The following is a 21,455-nucleotide window of genomic DNA, read 5'->3' as shown; positions in this document are numbered from 1 at the left end:
ACCAAGCACATTCCTATGGATCAGGGCACCCTCTATTGAGGGTGCCCTAAATTTCGCCTTAGAGATGATATGCTGAACCGTATCACAAATAGTGGTAAAGCAGAAATTAGAATTGAATGTTGAAGCAGCAATGTTAAATCATTTCCGCTCATATCGCAAATAGGAGGAATATGTTGGAAAATATCGAATGTTTTTTTAGTATATTCAACCGAAAACAACCAAAAACAGGAGGATTCACACGATGAATATTAATCTTGCTGGAAAGAAAACTAGAGTACCTATTATGGCGAAGTTTATTTCTATTCTGGGAGTCATGATGGTAATCACATTGCTTTTGTCCAATGTATTAACATATATACAAGTGAAGTCCTCCTATACCGCAGACGCTATCAAGTTGGACGAGATCAACTCAACGAATGCAGTTACGCAACTGGACCTCATTCTAAAGGAAGCGAAGTCGACTGCTAACAATTTAGCAAATCAAGTTTCGATAATGATAGAGACCAATACATTCAATGCTTCCGTTTTGACCGAGAACTTCAAACGGATTAAAGAGTCTGACCCCGTTAGAAGTAATGTCTTGTTCTTGGACGCTGTGAATAACAAAATATTGGACTTAAATAACGATAAATCTGATGTTCCGGTAACGGAAAGACTGGCTTATTCAGCAGCCAAACAAGCCATGAAGCCAGCTTTTACCTATGCTGTACCAAACCGTGCGGGGAAGATGATCATCACTGTTGCAACCCCCGTAATGGTTAAGGATAAGATGGTTGGCGCTGTCGGGATACAGATGGGCTTGGACAATTTTTACATCATTCGCGAGCAGTTAGAGAAATCTACGGGAGATAAGTTTATCATTCTGGACAACAGGGGAGTGGTGATCACCTCATCTTTACAAGAGTTGACTTCAAAAAACATCAACCCGGAGCAGGCCGGTAAACTTAAGTCCGTTGAAGATGTGACGAAGGATGCCAACGAATTTGAATCGAATTACGGTTGGGTCAAGAAGCTTTATCAGTCTGAACCAAGCATCCCCCAGCAGTTGACATTGAGCGGTGAATCCTATACGCCTCATTTCACGCAATTGCCTGAACTGAACTGGAAAATTGTTTCACTTGTCCCTTCAGACCGTCTTGCGAATAAACTTAAACTGATCCAAAAAGATGCGCTAGTCGCAGCGATTATTGGATTGCTTTTGGCCCTAATTTCCAGTTATTTTATTTCCCGATATGTTGTTAAAATTTTGAAGGACCTTAGCTCAGTCATTCGGAAGACCGCCAAGGGAGATTTATCTGCCAAAGTTCGTTACGCTTCCAACGATGAAATCGGCGATTTGGCTGTGGATTATAATACGATGGTATCCAATATAAACAGCTTGGTTTGGCAAGTCCAAACTAGCGCAGTTTCGGTGAAAACGGCCGCGGAAGGCGTACAAATGATTTCCGACAAAAACGCCGCAGCCGCTAACGATGTCGTCCAGACTACGGAGGAGATTGCCCATGGCGCATCCAATACTGCTACGGATATCGAAAGCGCGTCGGATGCAGTGCATCAGCTTAGCAGCGAAATCGAAGTATTGATTACCCAATCTTTGGATATCAGCAAAACTGCCGAGGATTCAAGCACCCAAATTGAAACGGCAAACCAGCAGGTGCAGTATCTGGAAGATTCGTACGGCAAGCTGGAACAGTCGTTTCAGCACGTTACCTCGCTGGTAAATAACTTAAATGAGAAATCGAAATCGATCTCTTCTGTTTCACAAGCTATTTTTGAAATCGCCGGTCAGACGAATCTCTTATCGTTGAATGCTTCGATTGAAGCGGCCCGGGCAGGCGAACACGGCAAAGGCTTTGCAGTTGTTGCCCACGAGGTTAGAAAACTAGCCGAGCTATCTCAAACATCAGCCAATGAAATTAACACTACCATTGGTCAGATATTGACTGAAACGAACCGCTTGGTTGAAGTTGTACATGATACGGATCAAATCAACAAGGTTCAAAAGGAAGCCGTTGCCCATGTAAGTGTTACCATGAAACAAATGATCACTTCATTTGATAAAATTACGGCAGAAATCCAAGCGGAGCTTCAATCGATTGAGAACATCCAGTCAAAGAAGGTGGTGGTCATCGGGGCTGTCGAAAATATTGCGGCATTGTCGGAGGAGACGGCAGCTTCCGCGGAGGAAATATCTTCTTCTATGGCCGAGCAGGCTGAATCTCTCCAACAAGTGGCGCAATATACTAGCAATTTATCTAATTTAGTGGAAGAATTACAGCAAGCGATTCAGAAATTTCAAGTTGAAAGAGACGCAAATTTATTCGAATGAGTGCGTGTCGAAAAAAGAGCAAAGGAGCTTACCGCGGTAAGCTCCTTTCAGGAAGAAAGAAGCAACGAACGAAGAAAAACGGGCTTTATTGAGAGCCTTGATAAAAGAAATCCATATTGAAGCTGATCGAAAGAGTATTAAAAATATCGTCTTCTGGTTCACGGGCGGGTCTCGGCATCTTGACTAAGAAATTCCAAATGACGAACCGTGGCTTGGCAAAACCACAATCCGCCGTCGCGATGATTCGGATGTTTACCTTCTGCACCTAAAGCAAGGGCCGTCCCTCAGCTTCATATCTGCTTTCGGACGGCCCCGCTCGGACTGCGCATTATTTGGAATTTCTGTTGTCGATCAGCTTAGCCTTTTCCAGCATCCGCTGCGCGATGGCCGCCGTCTCCGCCCGAGTGATTTCGCTCGTCGGCTTCAGCCCTGCTTCCCGGCCTTGGACCAATCCGCTCTTCACCGTGGCCGCGACTGCTTGCTTCGCCCACACGTCTACCGCTGCGCCGTCTGCAAACGGGGCGAGTACGGTTGCCGCGTCTGTGCTGCTGACGTTCGTGTCGAGTCCCGTCCACTTCATCGCCCGTGCCATCATCGCCATCGCTTCTTCGCGCGTGATTGTTTTGCCTGGGCGGAACGTGCCGTCTTCGTACCCGTTGATGATACCGTACTCCTGCGCTTTCGCTACCGCACCGACGTACCAGTCGCCGGACTTCACATCCGCGAACCCGGCGGTTTTGCCGTTGTCGGCAAGGCCGAGCGCCCGTACCATGATCGCTGCGAACTCGGCGCGGGTGATCGAAGCATCCGGATTGTAATGTGTGGCATCGACTCCGTTCACGACCAGACGTGACGCCATGTCGTTAACAGCATCCTTGGACCAATGCCCCTCCACATCCGCAAACGTCATCGGGTGCCAAATGAGCGAGTACGCGCTGTTCGTCAAGCTGTTCACGACCGCGTAATTTTTTCCGTCGCGTGCTGTCACGTAAGTCGGCACGTGGCGGGTTGTTCCGTCCGCATCGAGCACGACGGCGGTCGTGATTTTGCCGGGGGCGATACCGTCCGGCAGCGGAATTTCCCGCTCCACATACGAACTGAACTTGTCCACGGTCACCGTTTGGCCGTTATACGAAGCAGTTATCGTAAAATCGACCGGCGAAACGACAACGGTAAACTTGCTGTTGTCCGCCGCATTTTGCATCAGGGTAGCCGTGGCCGCGCCGCTCTTGGCAATCTCCACATGGAGGACGATATCTGCCAAGTTCACTTGCCCGCCAAGCTGCTTCGATATTTGATCGATGAATACTTCCGCTGCCGGAAGTGTATAGTTCCCGTTCGGCGTTTGAATTTCCAGCACGGCCTGCTTGTTTTCCAGCGCTTTCACCGCCGCCCCGGTCAGCACCGCCGTCACTTTGTCCGCGCCCGACGTCGTTACCGGGATGACGATGACCGGTTTGTCTCCTTCTTTCGCAAGCTGCGCTGCCAATTGGGCCGTATCCACTGTTACCGTTAGCACCGTTTTCCCGTCTTCTTTCGTTGTTGCGCCCGTGGCGATTTGTTCCTGCTCTCTGCCGTTCACAATGACGCGGAAGCCTGAGCTGTCGGAGGGCTTGCTATCGCTGCCGCCGGACGAGCTCCCGGATGAACTGCCGCCGGATGAATTGTTGCCAGACGCTTCCTCACGCGTCACCGTCACCATATACGTCTTCACCGCGCCGTCTTGTGCTGTCACGACTAACTTGATCGTGTTGCTGCCTACGTCCAGCGAAAGCGGTGCATCCGACGCCACGCCGTTCGTCAGGCTTAGCGTACTACCCGCCTGCGTCCCTGCGCTGTTGTACACGCTCGCCGTCACTGTGCCATAGACGCTGTCATACACCGTCGCCGTCACCGTCACCGACGAGACGCTGTTAGCCACGTTCGCCGTATATGCGGTCGTCGCCGCAGCAAACGCCGGGCTCAGCGATATCGCTACTCCCGACGCTGCGTCTTTCAAGCTCAATGCGCTCAAATCCGCGTTGCTGCTCGGCACGTAAGGCGTTACAGTCACTTTTCCCGCGTTCAACGTTTTGCCCATCTCAATGGCCGCTGTATCCGTGAACGAAAAATTCGCTACTTCTCCGGTCGCCACTGCTAAAGCTTTATCTCCTAACGTTGCCGCGTCTTTAATTTTAAACGTTACCGTAAACAGCTTCTGCCCTGCGGCAATCGGGCGATCGCCGCCTGTTGCGTCAGCCCAACCGGCTTTCAACCACCCGTCTGTGTTGTTGAAGTTGGATCCGAAAAGCTCCCCGCCTGACTCTTCCCGAATGCTCACCACTTCGAGCGCGTTCTTGTCAAAATCGATTTGCATGCCGTATGAACCGATGCCTGCTGATGCGGCGGTTACGGAAACCGGCACATCGACCGTTTGCCCCACAGCCCCGCTCGCGCTGCCGATGGCCACCGTTACGGTATTCATCGTCACCGGTCCTAACGCCGCGCTGGAAACTGCGATTCCCGGCGTTTGGCCTGTCAAAGCTGCCGGCGTCACTTCAAACGTGATGTACTTGCCCTCCTGCGCGGACGTAGGCACGAACGCCCGGTTTGTCGCTCCCGCGATCGCCGCTTTGTTCGTTCCGCTCGCGTCATCCGCCGCGTACCACTGGAACGTACTCGCTCCTTCCGCATCATTGTTCGCGTCTGCGTACGTATAGTTCCCTGTCAGCGTGTAGCCCGCTTTTGCCGTTCCTGTAATGCTCACAGCGCTTGCCTTCGGCGCGTCGTTATTGACGGTTACTTTACCTGCAGCCGTTTGCACCGCTAGCGGTTGGGCATTATTATCACTCACATCATAGGAGTGGATAGTCACATTCGAATCGCCGGATGCGGCACCGGATTTAATTTTAAACTGAATCGTAAATACCTTCTGTTTCTGCGTGATGGTAGTCGCAATACCTGTAAAGTTAACATTGACGATACCGCTCTGGCTTGTGGTGTTGTACTCAAAAGTATCGAACTCTGTATCCGTCGAGGTTTGATTCGTAACCGCGTCGCTCGACGGAAGCTCAAGTACGTTGGGATCGTATGCTACATTAATGCCGTAGGAAACGATTGTATAACTGCTGGGATCCAAATACACGGCTACGCCGACGGTATCCCCTTGATTTCCCGACACGCTGCCCACCTCAATCGCAGGATCGGCACGGGCAATGGTTAACGCACTGAAGGAAACCATCATGCAAAACACCAGGATACTCGAAATTACCCGTTTAAAATGAAAAGCTTGTCCAAACCATGTCCGATGTTTCAAGCGTCTCAGACTCCTTTACCCAAGTAAATGTTCATGATGATTTTCGCATCGTTGGCATCGACTACACCATCGCCGTTCATGTCCAGCGATTGCAGTTGTTCATTCGTTAACGTAATCTGCCCCTTCACATATTGGTAGACGATCTGCGCATCCGCGGAAGTGACCGCGCCGTCCCCGTTCGCGTCGCCCTTCGGTGCGCGCCTCACCGTCACCGTGTACGTCTTCGTCGTCCCATCCTGTGCCGTTACGACGATCGGTATCGGGTTGTTGCCCACGTTCAGGCTAAGTGCGCCCGACGCTGTACCGCTCGTCACTGCTGTGCCGTTCACCGTCACCGTCGCATGGCTGTCGCTCACCGCCGGCGTCACCGTGATGCTGCTGACGCTATACAGCACGGTTGCCGTATAGCTTGTCGTACCCGCCGCAAACGCCGGACTCAGCGTGCCGCTCGACAGCGCCAGGCCACTTAAATTCGCATCGTTGCTCCCTGCTCGCGTCACCGTCACCGTATACGTCTTCGTCGTCCCATCCTGTGCCGTTACGACGATCGGTATCGGGTTGTCGCCCGCGTGCAGGCTAACTGCGCCCGACGCTGTACCGCTCGTCACTGTCGTGCCGTTCACCGTCACCGTCGCATGGCTGTCGCTCACCGCCGGCGTCACCGTGATGCTGCTGATGTTATACAGCACGGTTGCCGTATAGCTTGTCGTACCCGCCGCAAACGCCGGGCTCAGTGTGCCGCTCGACAGCGTCAGGCCACTCAAATTCGCATCGTTGCTCCCTGCTCGCCTCACCGTCACCGTATACGTCTTCGTCGTCCCATCCTGTGCCGTTACGACGATCGGTATCGGGTTTTTGCCCACGTTCAGGCTAAGTGCGCCCGACGCTGTACCGCTCGTCACTGCCGTGCCGTTCACCGTCACCGTCGCGTTGCCGTCGCTCACCGTCGGTGTTACCGTGATGCTGCTCACGCTGTTGGCCACGCTCGCCGTGTAGCTGGTCGTGCCCAACGCAAACGTCGGGCTCAGTGTACCGCTCGACAATGTCAAGCCGCTCAAATTCGCATTGCCGGATGCGAGTTCTATCTTCCGGATACGGCTGTTGTCTTTATCCGCTATAAACAGTTTCCTGCTGCTGTCCACAGTTACTCCAAACGGGTTGTTCAATTGGGCCGACGTCGCCGCTCCTCCGTCTCCCGAATAGCCCGCTGTACCCGTGCCCGCCACCGTGCTGATGTACCCCGACGTATCTACTTTCCGAATCCGATGGTTATTCGTATCCACTATGTACAGATTCCCGCTGCTGTCCACAGCTACTTCATACGGGTAGCTCAATTGGGCCGACGTCGCCGCTCCTCCGTCTCCCGAATAGCCCGCTGTACCCGTGCCCGCCACCGTGCTGATGTACCCCGACGTATCTACTTTCCGGATACGGTTGTTAGAAGAATCCGCAATAAACAGATTCCCGCTGCTGTCCACAGCTACTCCATTCGGGGAGAACAATCGGGCTGACTTCGCTTCTTCTCCGTCTCCCGAATAGCCGTATGTACCCGTGCCCGCCACCGTGCTGATGTACCCCGACGTATCTACTTTCCGGATACGGTTGTTAGACCAATCCGCAATAAACAGATTCCCGCTGCTGTCCACAGCTACTCCTTTTGGGTTATACAATTTAGCCGACGTCGCCAATCCTAAGTCTCCCGAGTAGCCCAGTGTACCCGTCCCCGCTACCGTGCTGATGTACCCCGACGTATCTACCTTCCGGATACGGTGGCTAGAAGTATCCGCAATAAACAGATTCCCGCTGCTGTCCACAGTTACTCCAAACGGGTTGTTCAATTGGGCCGACGTCGCCTTTCCTCCGTCTCCCGAATAGCCCGCTGTACCCGTGCCCGCCACCGTGGTGATCTTCCCCGACGTATCTACTTTCCGGATCCGGTTGTTATCACTATCCACAATAAACAGATTCCCGCTGCTGTCCACAGCTACTCCTGTCGGGAAGCTCAATTGGGCCGACGTCGCCGCTGCTCCGTCTCCCGAATAGCCCGCTGTATCCGTGCCCGCTACCGTGCTGATGATGCCGCTGCCCGCAGCATAGGCTTTTCCTCCGGACAGTTCAGGCAGCAGTGCCGCCATCAACAGAAAGGCCAGTACACAGGCCATATGCTGTTTTATCTTTTTACGCATTCTTTTTCCTCCCTCGTACTGTTCTCCCGATAAAAATCCAGCCTTGCTTCAAATCTTTGCTGATTTACAAATCTCGTCCTCTCTTTCGACAGAAGTCGGGTTCATTATACAAAAACACAATAAACAGAGAATAAACAAGAAAGAGCCCTGGAATCCCGGTCGATTCCGAAGGCTCTTCATTCAGCTTGTTTCTATTGCGTCAAATTCATGACAAAATCCCGGATTCGGGGATCGGGTTTCGTTCCAAGCTCCTGCAGCAGCACATCCTCCAGTATGCGATATTGCCGAAACGCCTCATTTTTCCTCCCCAGCGCTGCGTACAGACGGATGACCTCATGATGGATATCCTCTCTAATGGCATCCAATTTCAAAATTTCGCAATAGTGATGCAACGATTTTTGCGGCTCGTTCATCTTCATATGGAATCTTCCGGCGGCTTCCAGCAACGTGATGTAATCCTGCTCCAGTCGACGCGCCTTTTCGATTGCCCATTCGTAGGCCTTTCCTTTCAACAACGACCCTGTATACAGCGCTTCCGCTCGCTCGAACAAATCCGCGTTTATTTCAGGGATCGATCGGATTCGCTTCAGCAATTGTTCAAATTCATACAAATCGCAATAAACGCCGTTTCCTTCAATCCGGATTTCATTTTTTTCCGCTATAATCCAATGATCTGTTTTGCCCGCATTGACCGCTTTTCGAATATAGTACAGAGTCGAGTTCAAATTTTTCCATGCTTTGTCAGGTTCCAGGTCGCTCCACAATGTATCGATGATTTCCTCCCGGCTGACGGTTCCCTTGCAAACAAGAAAGGCAAACAGCTCCTCGGTTTTAGGGCTCCTCAGCTTTAATGGCACTTTATCCTGATCCCGCAGATAAATTTTAAATCCATTAAACAGGAGAATCTCTACGGAGGGTTCGACAGCTGCGATCCGATGTCTTTTTCTGATCTTGTCCAACGTTTTGGACATTCGCTCTACGGTTACAGGCTTCAAAAGATAATCCAGTGCGTTCGTCTCAAACGCCTGCACCGCATAATTGTCATAACCGGTTACAAAAACCACATCTATGGATTCATCAAGTTCCATCAACAGGCTGGAAAGCTTCATGCCGTTAACTTCCGGCATAGAAATATCCAGAAACGCGATATGTATCGGGTTCGCTTTCGCAAATTCATATGCCTCTAACGGGCTCAGAAACGTATGGCAAACTTCGATCTCGCCGCTCTCGGATAGTATCTTTTTCAACCGTTTCACCGATAATTCTTCATCATCTACGATCATGGCCCGCAGCATGCCTCAACCTCCGATCCGCTTGATTCGGCTGTGCAGGGATATCGAAAGAAACCTTCGTACCTTTTCCTTCTGCGCTTTCAATACGAATACTTTTTCCGTAAAGAAGCTTGATCCGCTGACTGATGTTCCACAACCCTACGCCTTTCTTATCCACACCCGCTCTTAACGTTTCTTCCAGCTTTTGTTCGCTCATCCCGCATCCGTTGTCCTCTACGACAAAGCAGACCACGGCGTCTGCTTCCTTTTTTACGATTATTTTTACAGTTCCCCCTCGTAAATTGGACATTAGTCCATGTCTGATTGCATTTTCCACCAAAGGCTGCAGAATCAGCGGGGGAATTCGTATTTCAAGATCGGCGTTTACATCGTATTCCACTTGCAATCTGGCGCCGAAACGCGCCTTTTCGATGTTGATATACGCTCGTACAAGCTCCATTTCATTGTCTAAGGTCGTTAGCGAATCCAGTTGCTTGAAATCGAAGCTGCTTCTCAAATATTGCGAAAGCTGCAGCGTCAATTGCTCTGCCTTTTGGGGTTCGTCGATGCATAGCGCGGCAATGGAATTCAGAGCATTGTACAGAAAATGAGGTTTGATCTGCGAACGCAAAAAGGCGATTTCCGCATCCTTGGCATTTTTCACGGAAGCTTTCAGTCGGGTCAGGCTTCGGACACGCGCCGTCAATTCCTCCGCTTCAAACGGTTTCCCGACAAAATCGTTGGCCCCGTTTTCCATCGACAAGATGATATCGGCAACCCTGTTTCTGGCCGTCAGCATCAGCACCGGCAGTTCAAAGGGAGAGAACCTTTCCCGGATGGCTTTCAGTACCTCGTACCCGGACATGTCCGGCATCATGATGTCCAGTACAACCAGATAGAAATCCGGTCTTTTGGCCAGTTCATCCAACGCCATTTGCCCGCGATTGACAACCACAATGGAGTACCCCTCCAGCTTGAGCAGGTTAATCATGGATTGAAGGTTGGCGAAATCATCATCCACCACCAGAATATGTTCTTTCTTTTCCCCTTCGACATGGATAGGATACTCCGAATAAGAGAGGGGGGGTACATCATTTTTCAGCCGTTCCTTCTCATCCGTCTGTCTTGTGATTTTGTCCGCACGCTTGCCCGCTAACGGAAGGGTGAACATAAAAACCGATCCTTGCCCTGGACTGGATTCCACATGAATTTCTCCGCCGTGAAGCTCCACCAGCTTCTTGCTTATACTTAATCCGAGACCCGTTCCGTCATATTTCTTGGTTTCGGAAGTATCCGCCTGTTCGAAAGCGTTAAAAATGCGTTCCTGCATATGCGCCGCGATCCCGATGCCCGTATCTCTTACGCGAACCTCAATCATTTCGCGAATAACCTCTGCGCTTATGTTTACCACCCCCCGGTCGGTGAATTTGATCGCATTGCCGATCAGATTGTGCAAAATTTGAATCAACCGGTTGATGTCCGCATACACCGCGGGAAGCTCCGCAGAGACCCCGTTAACAAGCGTAATTTGTTTGCCTCCGAGCAGAAATGAATGAATCCCGATGACCGAATCGACAATAGCTTTCAAATCGAGGCTGCTTTTATACAGCGCGATATCTCCATGTTTCATTTTTGAATAATCGAGCAGTTCGTTGACGAGATGGGTTAATCTTCTTCCGCTCCCCAATACAATGGCCAGATTCTGCGCTTGTTTTTCGCTAACCGGCCCCTCTACCCCCTTGAGAAGCGTATCGGTAATGCTCACTATGGCATTCAAAGGCGTTTTCAGCTCATGGGACGTGTTGGACAGAAAGTCGTCTTTGATCTTGTCTAATTGGAGAAGCTGATTTTTCATTTCGTCTATCGTATGATAGGCCTCGAAGAAACGGAGGACAATCAGAAAGATCATGATGAGGTTAAACAAAACGATATAAAATTGCCCTAGCCATAGAGTGTCTTTATATGATAAGGCAAACAGGATAAGGTCTATGGAGTAAAGGTTAATTGAGAGAATCGCCATGAACAGAAGGAAAGACTTAAAGCGATCGCTTTCGACGCTCCTGATATGATGTGCGGCAATTCTCAGAAGCAGCCCAATCATCATCGACTGATATAAAACAATGATATAAGGATGGATGGACATGTAAGCGTGAATGGGAAGCATTGCTATCAGAACCAAATAGCTGCCCAGCACAATGGTTACGGCTTGAGTCGCCCTTAATGAAATCATGTTTTTATGCAATTGATAAAAGAGGATGACCAGACCAATAAATCCGGCAGTTGAACAAATATCCTTCACTTTATATACCACGTCGAATGAAATTCCGGGTACATGCAATAAGAGGGGCCGCTCTCCGATCAATCCGTTATAGACCGCATAGATTGAACAAAAAATTGCGAAAACCAACAAAGTGAAGTCTTTTTTACGGTATATTGCTGCCGTTACAAAGCAGATGAAATATATAAGCGCAAGGGTCCCGAGAATGGCAAAGGTTCCGAATTCATGCGCCATGCTCTTCTGCTGAAACGCAATCATCGCAGCCTGCTCGCCAAAATAGATGGATGCCGGAATACCTGCGTTGACATAATCATAATTGGCAACCTGAACGATAATTTCGACGTCTCCCTTTTCAGACGAAAAAAAGCCGATTTGCGGAACATTCCCTGATCGGTAACCCGCTGCTTGCTCTGAGGGTTTGCCATCCTCAAAGAGCTTTTGACCGTTTACATAAATCGCGCTTGAAAAACGTATATTCGTCTTTTTCAAAGCAAAAACCCCGCTGAAAGGCACGTTTTTCAGTACCATGCGGTAAGTGGCAAAACCATAAGCGGGCAAGGGGTGGCCGTTGACTATTTTTCCATTCCACTGGGAGGGCACTTTTATAAAATTGTTGGAAGAGGGCTTGTCCGGGCCTGCTTGCTTGAAATCCTCGGGAACTAGCAATCGGTTCCAATAAAATTCCCATTCGCCATCCAATTTGATTCTTTTATTCTGTTCGTAATTCCACGCAGAGAGATCCATGACTCCATCACGAACCTGCAGATCGTTCATTTGTTTACCCTTATCCAAGATAATGGACAGCGGAATTAACGAAAAAGAAATCAAGCCAATAAGACAGATGACCAAAGTCCGTTTGAGCATAGTTTCCGCTCCTTAACAAATGATGTATTAATTGGATATACGTGGAAACTATGGTCAACAAAATTAGCGCACATTCACAATATTCGACAATTTTTTCAAATCCCCTCCTGAATCTGATGCAACGCCTATTGCTTCCGGCAAATTCATGCTGCAAGTCATGGGTGCTGTGGCGGAGCTGGAAAGGAACATCGTCGACGTACAAGATGCCGGAAGGGCCCGGTTTTCGAGTGCCGAACATTCAGCAACTTTTCAGGTTTCTCTCAGAGCCTATTCAGCTAGGGAATGGATAATGGATATAGATTAGGTGTACAATGATGGCTGGGGGGGTAATGATAATATGCGCCAATTAAAAGGGATAAAAATATTGCTTGTGGACGATGAACCGCACATTCTCGAGTTTCTGGAGCTGGGGCTGCAAAACGAAGGGTTCGAGGTGATGACGGCGCAAGACGGACTGTCCGCCATAACGCTTTGCAACAAGTTCCAGCCGCACATTGCCGTTCTGGACGTGATGATGCCGGGAATGGACGGTTTTGAAGTTTGCCGTATGATCAAAAAGACAGATAACATAGCGGTCATCATGCTGACAGCCAAGGATGAAGTGGACGACCGGGTCAAAGGGCTTACGCTCGGCGCCGACGATTACATGATCAAGCCGTTCAGCTTTGAGGAGCTGCTGGCGAGAATTTATGCGAGAATCCGCAACCATTTTCCGAACTTGTTCGGCGAGGTTGTGATCGGTCCGCTGCGCATGGATGACCGCCGCAAGGAGATCAGCTTGCACGACAAGGTGCTGGAGCTTTCGCCGACCGAATATGAGCTGCTTAAATTTATGGCGATCAATCACGGGCTGGTGCTCAGCAAAACGATGATTTTGGATAAGGTATGGGGCTATGACTTCGGCGGGGAAGAAAATATTGTAGAGGTCTACATACGGTCTCTGCGGGATAAATTGAACGATCGGGAGCATAAATTGATCCGCACGATTCGCGGCGCGGGCTATCGGATGGACCTGGCATGAAAACCAGGGGCAGGTTCGCCGATATTTTTGTCCCGCATTCTTTAAGATTTCAGCTCTTGTCCCGTTCTTTATTCATTCTTTCCATTTTGCTGCTGCTTATCGGTGTGTTTCAATACATCTTTATGCAGCAATTTTTATATAACAACAAGGTCGACAGCATTACTACCCAGCTTAAGTCGCTTCCGCCGAACATTTGGATGAGGGGCAAGGAAGGCCTGGGCAGGGGGAATAATTCGAGAAACGACAACAATGCAGAGCGGGACGGCGCTACGATTCCTCCCAGACGGGACCTGACCGGCGGCGACGGCAGCGGCAACGACGGAGGGCCGCGGTTCATCGATTTGTCGCTCGCGTGGATCGACGAGAACGGGAACTTTACGCTGGTATCGACGCCCGACGGGATGGTAACCCCGCAATTGTCGAACGCGGAATACCAGGATTTGCTGAAGTCCGGGGACAAGAGGAATTTCAGCCGCATCACCGACAGCAACGGCAACGAACAGTTGGTTGTTTTTCACGTCTTCGGGTTCCCGGATCGTTCGCAGGGGATCCTTCAAGGCAGCGTCAGCACGAAGCAAATTAAAGATGTGCTGATTCGTCAGCTGATCACTTTTCTTTCGTTGTCCATGCTTGCGCTGGTGGCAGGACTGCTTGCATTTTTGCCTGTGCTGAGACGGACGCTGATCCCGCTGTCCAATATGATAGAGACGGTGAAGCGCATCGATGCCGGCAATCTGGAAGAGCGCCTGCCCGCCCATCAGGGACAGATGGAGATCGACCGGCTCTCCGCTTCGTTCAACGGCATGCTGGAGCGGCTGGAAATTTCCTTCGAAGCGGAAAAAGAAGCCAAAGAGCAGATGCGCCGATTTTTGGCGGACGCGTCCCATGAGCTGCGCACGCCGCTTACCTCGATCCACGGCTTTCTCGAGGTGCTGCTGCGCGGCGCATACAACCAGCCCGAGCAGCTGCTGAAAGCGCTGAAAAGCATGCACGGAGAGTCCGAGCGGATCAACAAGCTGGTCAACGACCTGTTCCTGCTCGTCCGGCTCGACCGCACGCCGACATCGCAGTTGGCCGACGGCCAGCTCGACGAAGTGATCCGCGACATGGAGCCGCAGCTGCGGCTGTTGGCGGGAGACCGGGCCGTGACGCTCGACGTGGCGCCGGGAACCCGGTACAAATTCGATTCCGACAAGATCAAGCAGGTCGTGCTTAATTTGTTCCACAATGCGGTCCAGCATACGAATGCCGCAACCGGACAAATCAAGATTAAGCTGAGCCAGACAGCCGATGCCGTTGAGCTTGCCGTGCAGGATAACGGCCCGGGCATCCCGGCGGACCATCTCCCGCACGTGTTTGACCGGTTTTACCGCATCGATTCCTCCCGCGCCAGAAAAAATGGCGGAGCCGGACTCGGCCTGTCCATCACGAAGTCCATCGTGGATTTGCACGGCGGCACGATTCATGTGGAGAGCAAAGAAGGAGAAGGCTGCACGTTCCGCATCCGGCTGCCTTTGCATTGAACCGAACCTTAACCCGATTGGTTGTTAATGGGGTTAAGGTTCTTTTTGCCGTTGCGCGGCTAAAAGACGGCGCAGCCGATAGGCGGGCCGGCAGCGGGGAGGAGTGCCGGTGACTGAGCTGGTAGCCCCTAGCTGGCTGACCCTAGCCGGTTATGAAGACCCGCACCCCCCGCAAGCCCCACAAGCCCCGCAAACCTGGCCCCCCCCCCCACGTCGTCGTGGACCTCGCCCCACGGAATGAAAATAATCAGATTTACTACGATCTATTTTAGTATAAAGTGTAGGCTGTCCAGAAACCCACACGCCAGTACCCGGTCGCGCCTTCTGTCTGGTTGCTCTATGGTCGGGCCATCTGTCTGGTTACGCGCCACCGATCGCACGATCTGCTGTTTGCGCGCTGGTCGCGCTATATGCCTGGCTGCGCGAAAAAACCTGCAAAAGTACAGTTTTTGCACGATGGATACGCTGGCTACGGAAAATTCCTGCAAATGTGCAGGCTTTTCGCCGCGAATCCGTGCTTAGGTTCATTTTCATCGAAAATTCCTGCACAATCGCAGGCTTTTCGCGAAAATGAACCTTTTTTGCGAAAAAAACCTGCACTTTTGCAGGTTTTGCTGGCCGGGAAGCTGCTCCGCATCCCCACCAACCCATCTTGCCCCACCACTTTAGCGCTGCAACCCGCACAGGAGGAGGCACTGGTCGGGAAAGAGACGGCCTGCGCTCCTCCGGTTCCGCCAACCCGCCGCTTTAGCGCCGCAATCCGTACAAGAGAGGCATGGGACGGGGAAGAGGCGGCCTGTGCCCCTGCAGGTTTTCTACTTAGAGATGCGCCTCGCCTCTCCAGTGTGTGTGGCCGCCTAGCGCCATGGCGGACTTTTGCAGGGCGATGCGACCGCGCGCTGGGAGTCTGTCCGACGGAGTTGCTTTTGTGCATACGCGGTTCATCGGACAGACTCCTGGGAGCTGCAAGCGGTGCGCCCGACGATGCGGCTGGGGCGTTTTTTCGTATGAACCGCTTTCAGCCAATTCTCAGGAAACGCTCATCGTTTCTTAAGTTTTCATTCAGGATGGTTTCAGAAAAGGGGGCTATACTTCAACATGTAAGTAAAAATTATAAGAAAAAGGTGGAAACATTGATGAAAGCAATTAACAAAAAAATTCTTGCAGGTACGATTGCAGCAACTTTTGTTCTTGGAGCAGGTTTTGTTGGCACCTTACATAATCAAGCATTTGCAGATACAGTCAGCGGATCGTCCGTTCAAAAATCCGACACTACGGCAAAAGAGCGCGGCGCTCGGCACGACTCCGGCTTCCGTGGCGGCAATATCGTGAAAGAGGCGGCGACGGTGCTGGGCGTGGAGGAAAGCACGGTTCAGGCATCGCTGAAAGAAGGCAAAACGCTGCTGGCAATCGCACAAGCGGCCGGATTGACCGAGGACGATTTCCTGGCTAAGCTGGTAGCTGCCGAGAGCGCGGCGATCGATGAGCAGGTTACAGCCGGCAAGCTGACGCAAGAGCAGGCCGACAAGCTGAAAACGGATCTTTCGACCCGCCTGAAGCAGCAAATCGAGAATAAAGGCTTTGGCGGCAAAGGCGGAGACCGTGGAGCGTTCCAAGGCGGACGCGGATTTCACGGCGGTGGCAGCATCGTGAAGGAAGCGGCAACCGTGCTGGGCGTAGATGAAAGTACGATCCAGGCATCGCTGAAAGAAGGCAAGACGCTGCTGGCAATCGCGCAAGCGGCCGGATTGACTGAGGACGACATCTTGGCTAAGCTGACCGAAGCCGAGAAAACGGCTATCGCCGCTCAAGTTACGGCGGGAACCCTCACTCAGGAGCAGGCCGACAAACTCATCTCCGGACTGTCCGACCGCCTGAAACAGCAAATTGAGAATACGAAAATGCAAGGCGATGGCGAAGGCCATCCGGGTCCCGGACGCGGCCCTGGCTTTGGCGGCGGCTTCTTCGGAAATTCCGAAGCGCTGACAACTATTTTGGGAATTACGCAGGATGAGTTGAGAACTGAGCTGGAGTCCGGCAAATCCATCGCCGAGGTTGCTGCGGCCAAAGGCATCAGCGAAGACGATTTGATCAGCAAGCTGAAAGACAGCCTGACCGACACTTTGAAAAAATTCGTGGAAGATAAGCACCAAAAACCTGCCGACGCTCCCGCTGCACCGACAGCAGATGCATCCGGCAGCACATCCGCGAACTAAATAACGGCCAAATTCGCACCGCGCGCAGCTCCCAGCGTGCGGTGTTGCGCTGCATGACGGCACTCGGCCGACAAAAAAGCACTGTACCCGGCTTGCCGCCGGGGCAATGCTTTTTGTTTAATGGCGTCAATTAGTCTTTGTAAATATTTTCACTTCCTTGGGAGCCAGGGTGACCGTTATCGAACCGTTGTTAATTTGAACGGTATCCGTGCCTAGTTGATTCGTAAGCGTAACGCCGTTCGAGAGATTTTCGAAATTGCCGATGGTCCGGGTTTCCGGGTTCCAGGAATTGTTGATCAGGACGATCGCTTCATCGCCGTCTTTGGAACGCTGGAAGCTGTAGAACGTATTGTCCGCCCATTTTTCCTTTTGGGTGCCGTTCTGCAGGGCAGGGTGGCTGTTGCGGACGGCGTTGATTTTGGCGATATACTTGTACAGCTCGTGATTCGGATTAGGGTTCACATCCTCGCGATTTTGCGGGTCGGCGCCACCGCTGTAGCCCAGCTCCGTACCTTGATAAAGAATCGGAATGCCGCGCGATGTCAGCAAAAATCCTAATGCGGCTTTGAGCTGCGGCCACTTGTCCGAACTGTTTCCCGGCTTGCCGGAGGCGTCGTTCAGGAACCGTTTGACATCGTGGTTGTCCATGAACACGCCGTTCAACTTGGCGTCGCGGTAATTCGAATCCTGCGCGTAACGGTTTTTGATGTTAGTCATCGACGCGTCATGGCCGAAAACATCTTTAATCGTGTAATACATCGGAAAATCGAGAACGGCGTCCAAATAGTTGGAATAATCGCCGTTTGCAGCCGGGTCGCCACTGTACACTTCCCCGATCGTAAACGTATTGGCGGCCGTGTCAAAATCTTTGAGGAGCCATTTTGGAACATGCTTGGCCGTATCGACGCGTAAGCCGTCGACTTGCGTCTCGCCGACGAGCCACTTGATCCAGTTTTTCAGCTCGCTCGCCGCAGCCGGATTTTCCTGATTCAGGTCGTCCAGGCCGGCAACATCGCCGTTTTCGATTTTCCACTGGTTATTCGAGCTGTAGTCGCTGTCTGTGATGGTGCCATTGTGATGATACCAATCGTATTGGTCAAATGGGGCTTTGGCGAAGCCGTTATTGGGCTGGAAGTCCCCAGTGTGATTGGGGACGACATCCAGCATAACCGAGATTTTTTCCGAGATTTTTAATGTAATCGAGGTTGTTGATAATTCCTTGAAAATCGCCGCCGTGCCATTGGGACGGGTTGCTCTTGTCGGAGTTGAAGCCGTCGTAATTGTCGTTGGAAGTGTCTCCGTTGCTGAAACGGTCGGTCATGATGAAGTAGATGCTTTGTTTGCTCCAATCCGTACCCAGGGGGTTCTTGCCCCTTGGATTTCCTCCGCTCGGCGCTCCGGCCGCAACTGTACCCGCTGCGCCGTTCGTGCCCGGCGTGTAGGTGGATGTGCCGATACCGAAGAAATAGTTCTTGGTATTGTTGCTGTCCCAAGTGCCGCTGCCATTGTTGAAGCAGGCTTCCAATTGGGTGGCGGAGCCGATGTCGATGGTCATTTTGGCATAGCCGCTTACTTCCGAATCCGGCATGGGCTTGCCGGGTACGGTGGTCCAGGTACCGCCTGCGGGCCGGTAATGGATGTACGGCGCAGCGAATCCTTTTTTGTAATAGACGGTGACGCTGTTGCCGCCGGAAACCGGGTCTGTAGTGACGCTGACGGCTGCGCTCGGACCGGAAATGTTGCCTGCCGCATCAAAAGCTTTTACCGAATAGCTGTAGGCCGTTGCGGCTGTCAAGCCTGTATCGGTGTAGGTTGTTGCGGAAGTGGCGCCTACTTTGGCGCCATTGCGCCAGATTTCGTAGCCGGTCACCCCGGCGGTATCGGTGGATGCGGTCCAGCTTAGCGCAGCGGAAGCGCTTGTTTTGCCGGTCACGGCCAAGTTTGTCGGCACGGTTGGCGGAGTCGTGTCGCCGCCTTGAGGCGCTCCGGCCGTGACTGTACCGGCTGCGCCGTTCGTGCCCGGCGTGTAGGTGGATGTGCCGACACCGAAGAAATAGTTCTGGGTGTTGTTGCTGTCCCAAGTGCCGCTGCCATTATTGAAGCAGGCTTCCAATTGGGTGGCGGAGCCGATGTCGATGGTCATTTTGGCATAGCCGCTTATTTCCGAATCCGGCATGGGCTTGCCCGGTGCGTTGGTCCAGGTGCCGCCTGCGGGCCGGTAGTGGATATACGGCGTAGCGAATCCTTTTTTGTAATAAACGGTAACTTGATTGTGCTCCGTTTCACTTGGTTTCGCGTGGCTGATCACGTACTGTTTGAAATTCGCCATGTCGCCGGTAGGCGAGCCATCGCTGTTGACAATATTGGCGAGGCGCAGCAGCGTAAAGCCGTTATAGCTCCATTTTGTAATTTTCTCTTCGATCTTCTGGAAGTTGCCGGTGGGCAGCGCGTTCTCGCCGTTCAAACGGACGCCTTTCGAACCCGCGATCGAGGAGATCGTATCGACAAGGGTAGAGGGCTGCGAATAAGCCGGAGCGGTGCCGCTGTCGTACATTTCCAAAGCGGTAAATGTCAGATCCAGATTGCTGTCCTTAAATTTCTGAATGAGCCTGCTGTAATCGTAGTAGCCTGCGGCATGTTCTGCGCTGTGAGGGGCCGCGGGGTTGTTCATCTGCCAGTGGATGCCGGAAATTTTGGCGCCGATCCGAACGCCGAATACGGAATCGAAGTTATTGTGGGCTGCCGCCGCAATTACGCCGAGATGATTTTCGAGTACGCTCTGATTCCATGAAAGGAAGTCCTTTCCATAAGCCGTGTTGTGACCGCCTCCCGAATAAAACACGTCGCCGTCGCTTGGGGGATTAATCTGGCTCGTGTTCGTCAGCTGCAAGCCCCATGCCTGATTCACGCCGCTTAAAGAGCCGTATTTGCCGATCATTGCGGTTCTGAACGCATTTTTCGCCGTGTCCGTGTACACCTGGAATTTTCCCCGGGAAGGATAGCTCCAGCCGGCCGCATTATAGTAGGAAGGATAGCGCAGCTCGCCGGACGGCCCGGCACTAAGGTAGATTTTGGGGATGATAGCTTTATATCCGGCAAAATTTTGCGCAAAAGAGGCATATAGCTCATTGTACTGCTGCGAGATACCGCTCCAAAACGGAGAGATCGCTTCATTGTTTACATAACCGGTTTCGCTCTTATACTTCATTTCGTCCGCGGTTCCTTTGCTCCACAGCCAGGAAGGGAGCGGGATATTGCAATCGTCCCCCGGATTTCCGCCGCATGTGTGAGTGGAAAGAATAGGAACCCATTTCAAGCCGGATTCGCTTACAGCGTTGGCATACGTTTTGTAGTAGCTCCAGTCGAATTGATTGTCGCCCGCCGCCTCTACATCGCCCCACCACACATCGGTCGTAAGCGCGTAGACGCCGTTGTTTTTCAATGTTTTCAGCTGGTTTTTAAAAGCGTTCCAATCGGTTATTTTCATCAAAGGCGCCATGACCGAAACCTGAAAATCGCTCGCTACATCCGCGCTGGCCGTCCCCGCAAAAGAGCCGAAAAAAGCCGAAACAAACACGAAAACACTTAAGAGTAACTGATAACATTTCCTCCAGACTTTTTTGCTTGAATTCAAAATACACATCCTCCTCGGCGATTTTTCGAAACCGGTTTCCTCTAAAAACAGCAATAAAGTAAACGTTTACAAGATTTACTTTAAATATTTTGCATATAGTTGGAAACCAAAAATATTGCACAAAGAGGTGGAAACTTTTGACATGGGGTGGAGGGGTGGCGAATATTGGCGAAAAAGGGGAGGAGTGTTTGCTGGGTGTGTGCAGCCCCACGTTTATAGAGGTTCCGGCATCCGTATGCTCAAAACAAAGGTTCACGGTCCGCTGCAAAGATGACGCCGGCGGGGATGGTAACGATGAGCACCACCGCCGGAAAACTCACCCGCCAACGCTACCCCATCTGCCTAGCGGCACGAAGAAAACCTGCAAAAGTGCAGTTTTTGCTCGATGGATACGCCGGCCACGACAAATTCCTGCAAATGTGCAGGCTTTTCGCCGCGAACCTGGGCTCAGAGTCATTTTCGCAGAAAATTCCTGCACTTTCGCAGGCTTTTCGCTAAAATGGGCTATTTCTACGGGGAAAACCTGCACTTTTGCAGGTTTTCCCCTACCAGGCCGCCTTGTGCCCCGCACCCCAACCCTCGCAGGAGAAGTGGGGGCTTACTTCAGCACCCCAACCCTCGCAGGAGAAGTGGGGGCTTACTTCAGCACTCCAACCCCCACAGGAGAAGTGGGGGCTTACTTCAGCACTCCAAAACCCCCACAGGAGAAGCGGGGCTTACTTCAGCGACCAGCCCTCGCAGGAGAAGCAAGGCTTACTTCAGCTACAACAACCCATACAGGAGAGGCATGGGTTGGGAAGAGCAGCTGCCTTCTCTGTTTCCTCTAACCCGTCATTTT

At 51.8% G+C, this 21,455-nt stretch carries 12 protein-coding genes; 5 read left to right on the top strand and 7 right to left on the bottom strand.

Annotated elements, in window-relative coordinates; translation table 11 throughout:
* The first annotated feature begins 241 nt into the window (after positions 1-241).
* Positions 242-2,329: a methyl-accepting chemotaxis protein gene (locus tag AC3G2T_RS21745; protein WP_474685400.1), complete on the top strand. Its 2,088-nt coding sequence runs from the start codon at positions 242-244 to the stop codon at positions 2,327-2,329.
* 328 nt (positions 2,330-2,657) lie between these two features.
* Here AC3G2T_RS21745 and AC3G2T_RS21740 read toward each other — a convergent pair whose 3' ends face one another.
* The 4 genes from AC3G2T_RS21740 to AC3G2T_RS21725 all read right to left on the bottom strand — a co-directional run bounded on the left by AC3G2T_RS21740 (position 2,658) and on the right by AC3G2T_RS21725 (position 12,223).
* The gene (locus tag AC3G2T_RS21740; RefSeq protein ID WP_488436868.1) at positions 2,658-5,624 is read right to left on the bottom strand and encodes an S-layer homology domain-containing protein; all 2,967 of its coding nucleotides are present in this window, start codon (positions 5,622-5,624) and stop codon (positions 2,658-2,660) included.
* 5 nt (positions 5,625-5,629) lie between these two features.
* Positions 5,630-7,810 carry a cadherin-like beta sandwich domain-containing protein gene (locus AC3G2T_RS21735; protein ID WP_488436867.1) on the bottom strand — a complete coding sequence of 727 codons (2,181 nt, stop codon included), beginning with the start codon at positions 7,808-7,810 and terminating at the stop codon, positions 5,630-5,632.
* A 191-nt stretch (positions 7,811-8,001) separates the two neighbouring features.
* A complete protein-coding gene (locus AC3G2T_RS21730) occupies positions 8,002-9,105 on the bottom strand; it encodes a response regulator (protein ID WP_488436866.1) in 1,104 nt (367 codons plus the stop codon).
* On the bottom strand, positions 9,080-12,223 hold the full coding sequence (locus AC3G2T_RS21725) for an ATP-binding protein (protein WP_474685396.1): 3,144 nt from the start codon (positions 12,221-12,223) through the stop codon (positions 9,080-9,082). The genes AC3G2T_RS21730 and AC3G2T_RS21725 overlap by 26 nt, the downstream gene beginning before the upstream one ends.
* Positions 12,224-12,560: 337 nt before the next feature.
* On the opposite strand from AC3G2T_RS21725, the gene AC3G2T_RS21720 reads away from it, so the two are divergent.
* Together AC3G2T_RS21720 and AC3G2T_RS21715 are read left to right on the top strand one after the other, a co-directional pair.
* Positions 12,561-13,244 carry a response regulator transcription factor gene (locus tag AC3G2T_RS21720; protein ID WP_474685395.1) on the top strand — a complete coding sequence of 228 codons (684 nt, stop codon included), beginning with the start codon at positions 12,561-12,563 and terminating at the stop codon, positions 13,242-13,244.
* Positions 13,241-14,767 (top strand): sensor histidine kinase, encoded by a 1,527-nt coding sequence (locus AC3G2T_RS21715; protein ID WP_488436865.1) that lies wholly within the window; start codon positions 13,241-13,243, stop codon positions 14,765-14,767. Before AC3G2T_RS21720 ends, AC3G2T_RS21715 begins: the two co-directional genes overlap by 4 nt.
* Positions 14,768-15,127: 360 nt before the next feature.
* Here the strand turns inward: AC3G2T_RS21715 and AC3G2T_RS21710 are convergent, their stop codons facing one another.
* Positions 15,128-15,418: a hypothetical protein gene (locus tag AC3G2T_RS21710; RefSeq protein WP_488436864.1), complete on the bottom strand. Its 291-nt coding sequence runs from the start codon at positions 15,416-15,418 to the stop codon at positions 15,128-15,130.
* Between the two features lie 485 nt (positions 15,419-15,903).
* Here AC3G2T_RS21710 and AC3G2T_RS21705 point away from each other — a divergent pair, with 485 nt between their 5' ends.
* Positions 15,904-16,983 carry a hypothetical protein gene (locus AC3G2T_RS21705; protein WP_488436863.1) on the top strand — a complete coding sequence of 360 codons (1,080 nt, stop codon included), beginning with the start codon at positions 15,904-15,906 and terminating at the stop codon, positions 16,981-16,983.
* A gap of 126 nt (positions 16,984-17,109) precedes the next feature.
* On the opposite strand, the gene AC3G2T_RS21700 is transcribed toward AC3G2T_RS21705, so the two are convergent.
* Both AC3G2T_RS21700 and AC3G2T_RS21695 read right to left on the bottom strand, forming a co-directional pair.
* Positions 17,110-18,150 (bottom strand): alpha-amylase family glycosyl hydrolase, encoded by a 1,041-nt coding sequence (locus tag AC3G2T_RS21700; protein ID WP_488436862.1) that lies wholly within the window; start codon positions 18,148-18,150, stop codon positions 17,110-17,112.
* Positions 18,104-20,626: a family 14 glycosylhydrolase gene (locus tag AC3G2T_RS21695; RefSeq protein WP_488436861.1), complete on the bottom strand. Its 2,523-nt coding sequence runs from the start codon at positions 20,624-20,626 to the stop codon at positions 18,104-18,106. Before AC3G2T_RS21695 ends, AC3G2T_RS21700 begins: the two co-directional genes overlap by 47 nt.
* A gap of 285 nt (positions 20,627-20,911) precedes the next feature.
* Here AC3G2T_RS21695 and AC3G2T_RS21690 point away from each other — a divergent pair, with 285 nt between their 5' ends.
* Positions 20,912-21,115: a hypothetical protein gene (locus AC3G2T_RS21690; protein ID WP_488436860.1), complete on the top strand. Its 204-nt coding sequence runs from the start codon at positions 20,912-20,914 to the stop codon at positions 21,113-21,115.
* Positions 21,116-21,455 lie beyond the last annotated feature (340 nt).

It is taken from the genome of Paenibacillus sp. sgz302191 (assembly GCF_057749925.1).
The sequence above is the reverse complement of the archived record's forward strand: the minus strand, read 5'-3'. Positions and strand labels throughout refer to the sequence as shown.

Bases quoted from the DNA above. Each gene is read 5' to 3' on its own strand.
- AC3G2T_RS21745 (WP_474685400.1), top strand. From the start codon at position 242: ATGAATATTAATCTTGCTGGAAAGAAAACTAGAGTACCTATTATGGCG.
- AC3G2T_RS21735 (WP_488436867.1), bottom strand. From the start codon at position 7,810: ATGCGTAAAAAGATAAAACAGCATATGGCCTGTGTACTGGCCTTTCTG.
- AC3G2T_RS21730 (WP_488436866.1), bottom strand. From the start codon at position 9,105: ATGCTGCGGGCCATGATCGTAGATGATGAAGAATTATCGGTGAAACGG.
- AC3G2T_RS21725 (WP_474685396.1), bottom strand. From the start codon at position 12,223: ATGCTCAAACGGACTTTGGTCATCTGTCTTATTGGCTTGATTTCTTTT.
- AC3G2T_RS21720 (WP_474685395.1), top strand. From the start codon at position 12,561: ATGCGCCAATTAAAAGGGATAAAAATATTGCTTGTGGACGATGAACCG.
- AC3G2T_RS21715 (WP_488436865.1), top strand. From the start codon at position 13,241: ATGAAAACCAGGGGCAGGTTCGCCGATATTTTTGTCCCGCATTCTTTA.
- AC3G2T_RS21710 (WP_488436864.1), bottom strand. From the start codon at position 15,418: ATGGGTTGGTGGGGATGCGGAGCAGCTTCCCGGCCAGCAAAACCTGCA.
- AC3G2T_RS21705 (WP_488436863.1), top strand. From the start codon at position 15,904: ATGAAAGCAATTAACAAAAAAATTCTTGCAGGTACGATTGCAGCAACT.
- AC3G2T_RS21700 (WP_488436862.1), bottom strand. From the start codon at position 18,150: ATGCTGGATGTCGTCCCCAATCACACTGGGGACTTCCAGCCCAATAAC.
- AC3G2T_RS21695 (WP_488436861.1), bottom strand. From the start codon at position 20,626: ATGTGTATTTTGAATTCAAGCAAAAAAGTCTGGAGGAAATGTTATCAG.
- AC3G2T_RS21690 (WP_488436860.1), top strand. From the start codon at position 20,912: ATGAGCACCACCGCCGGAAAACTCACCCGCCAACGCTACCCCATCTGC.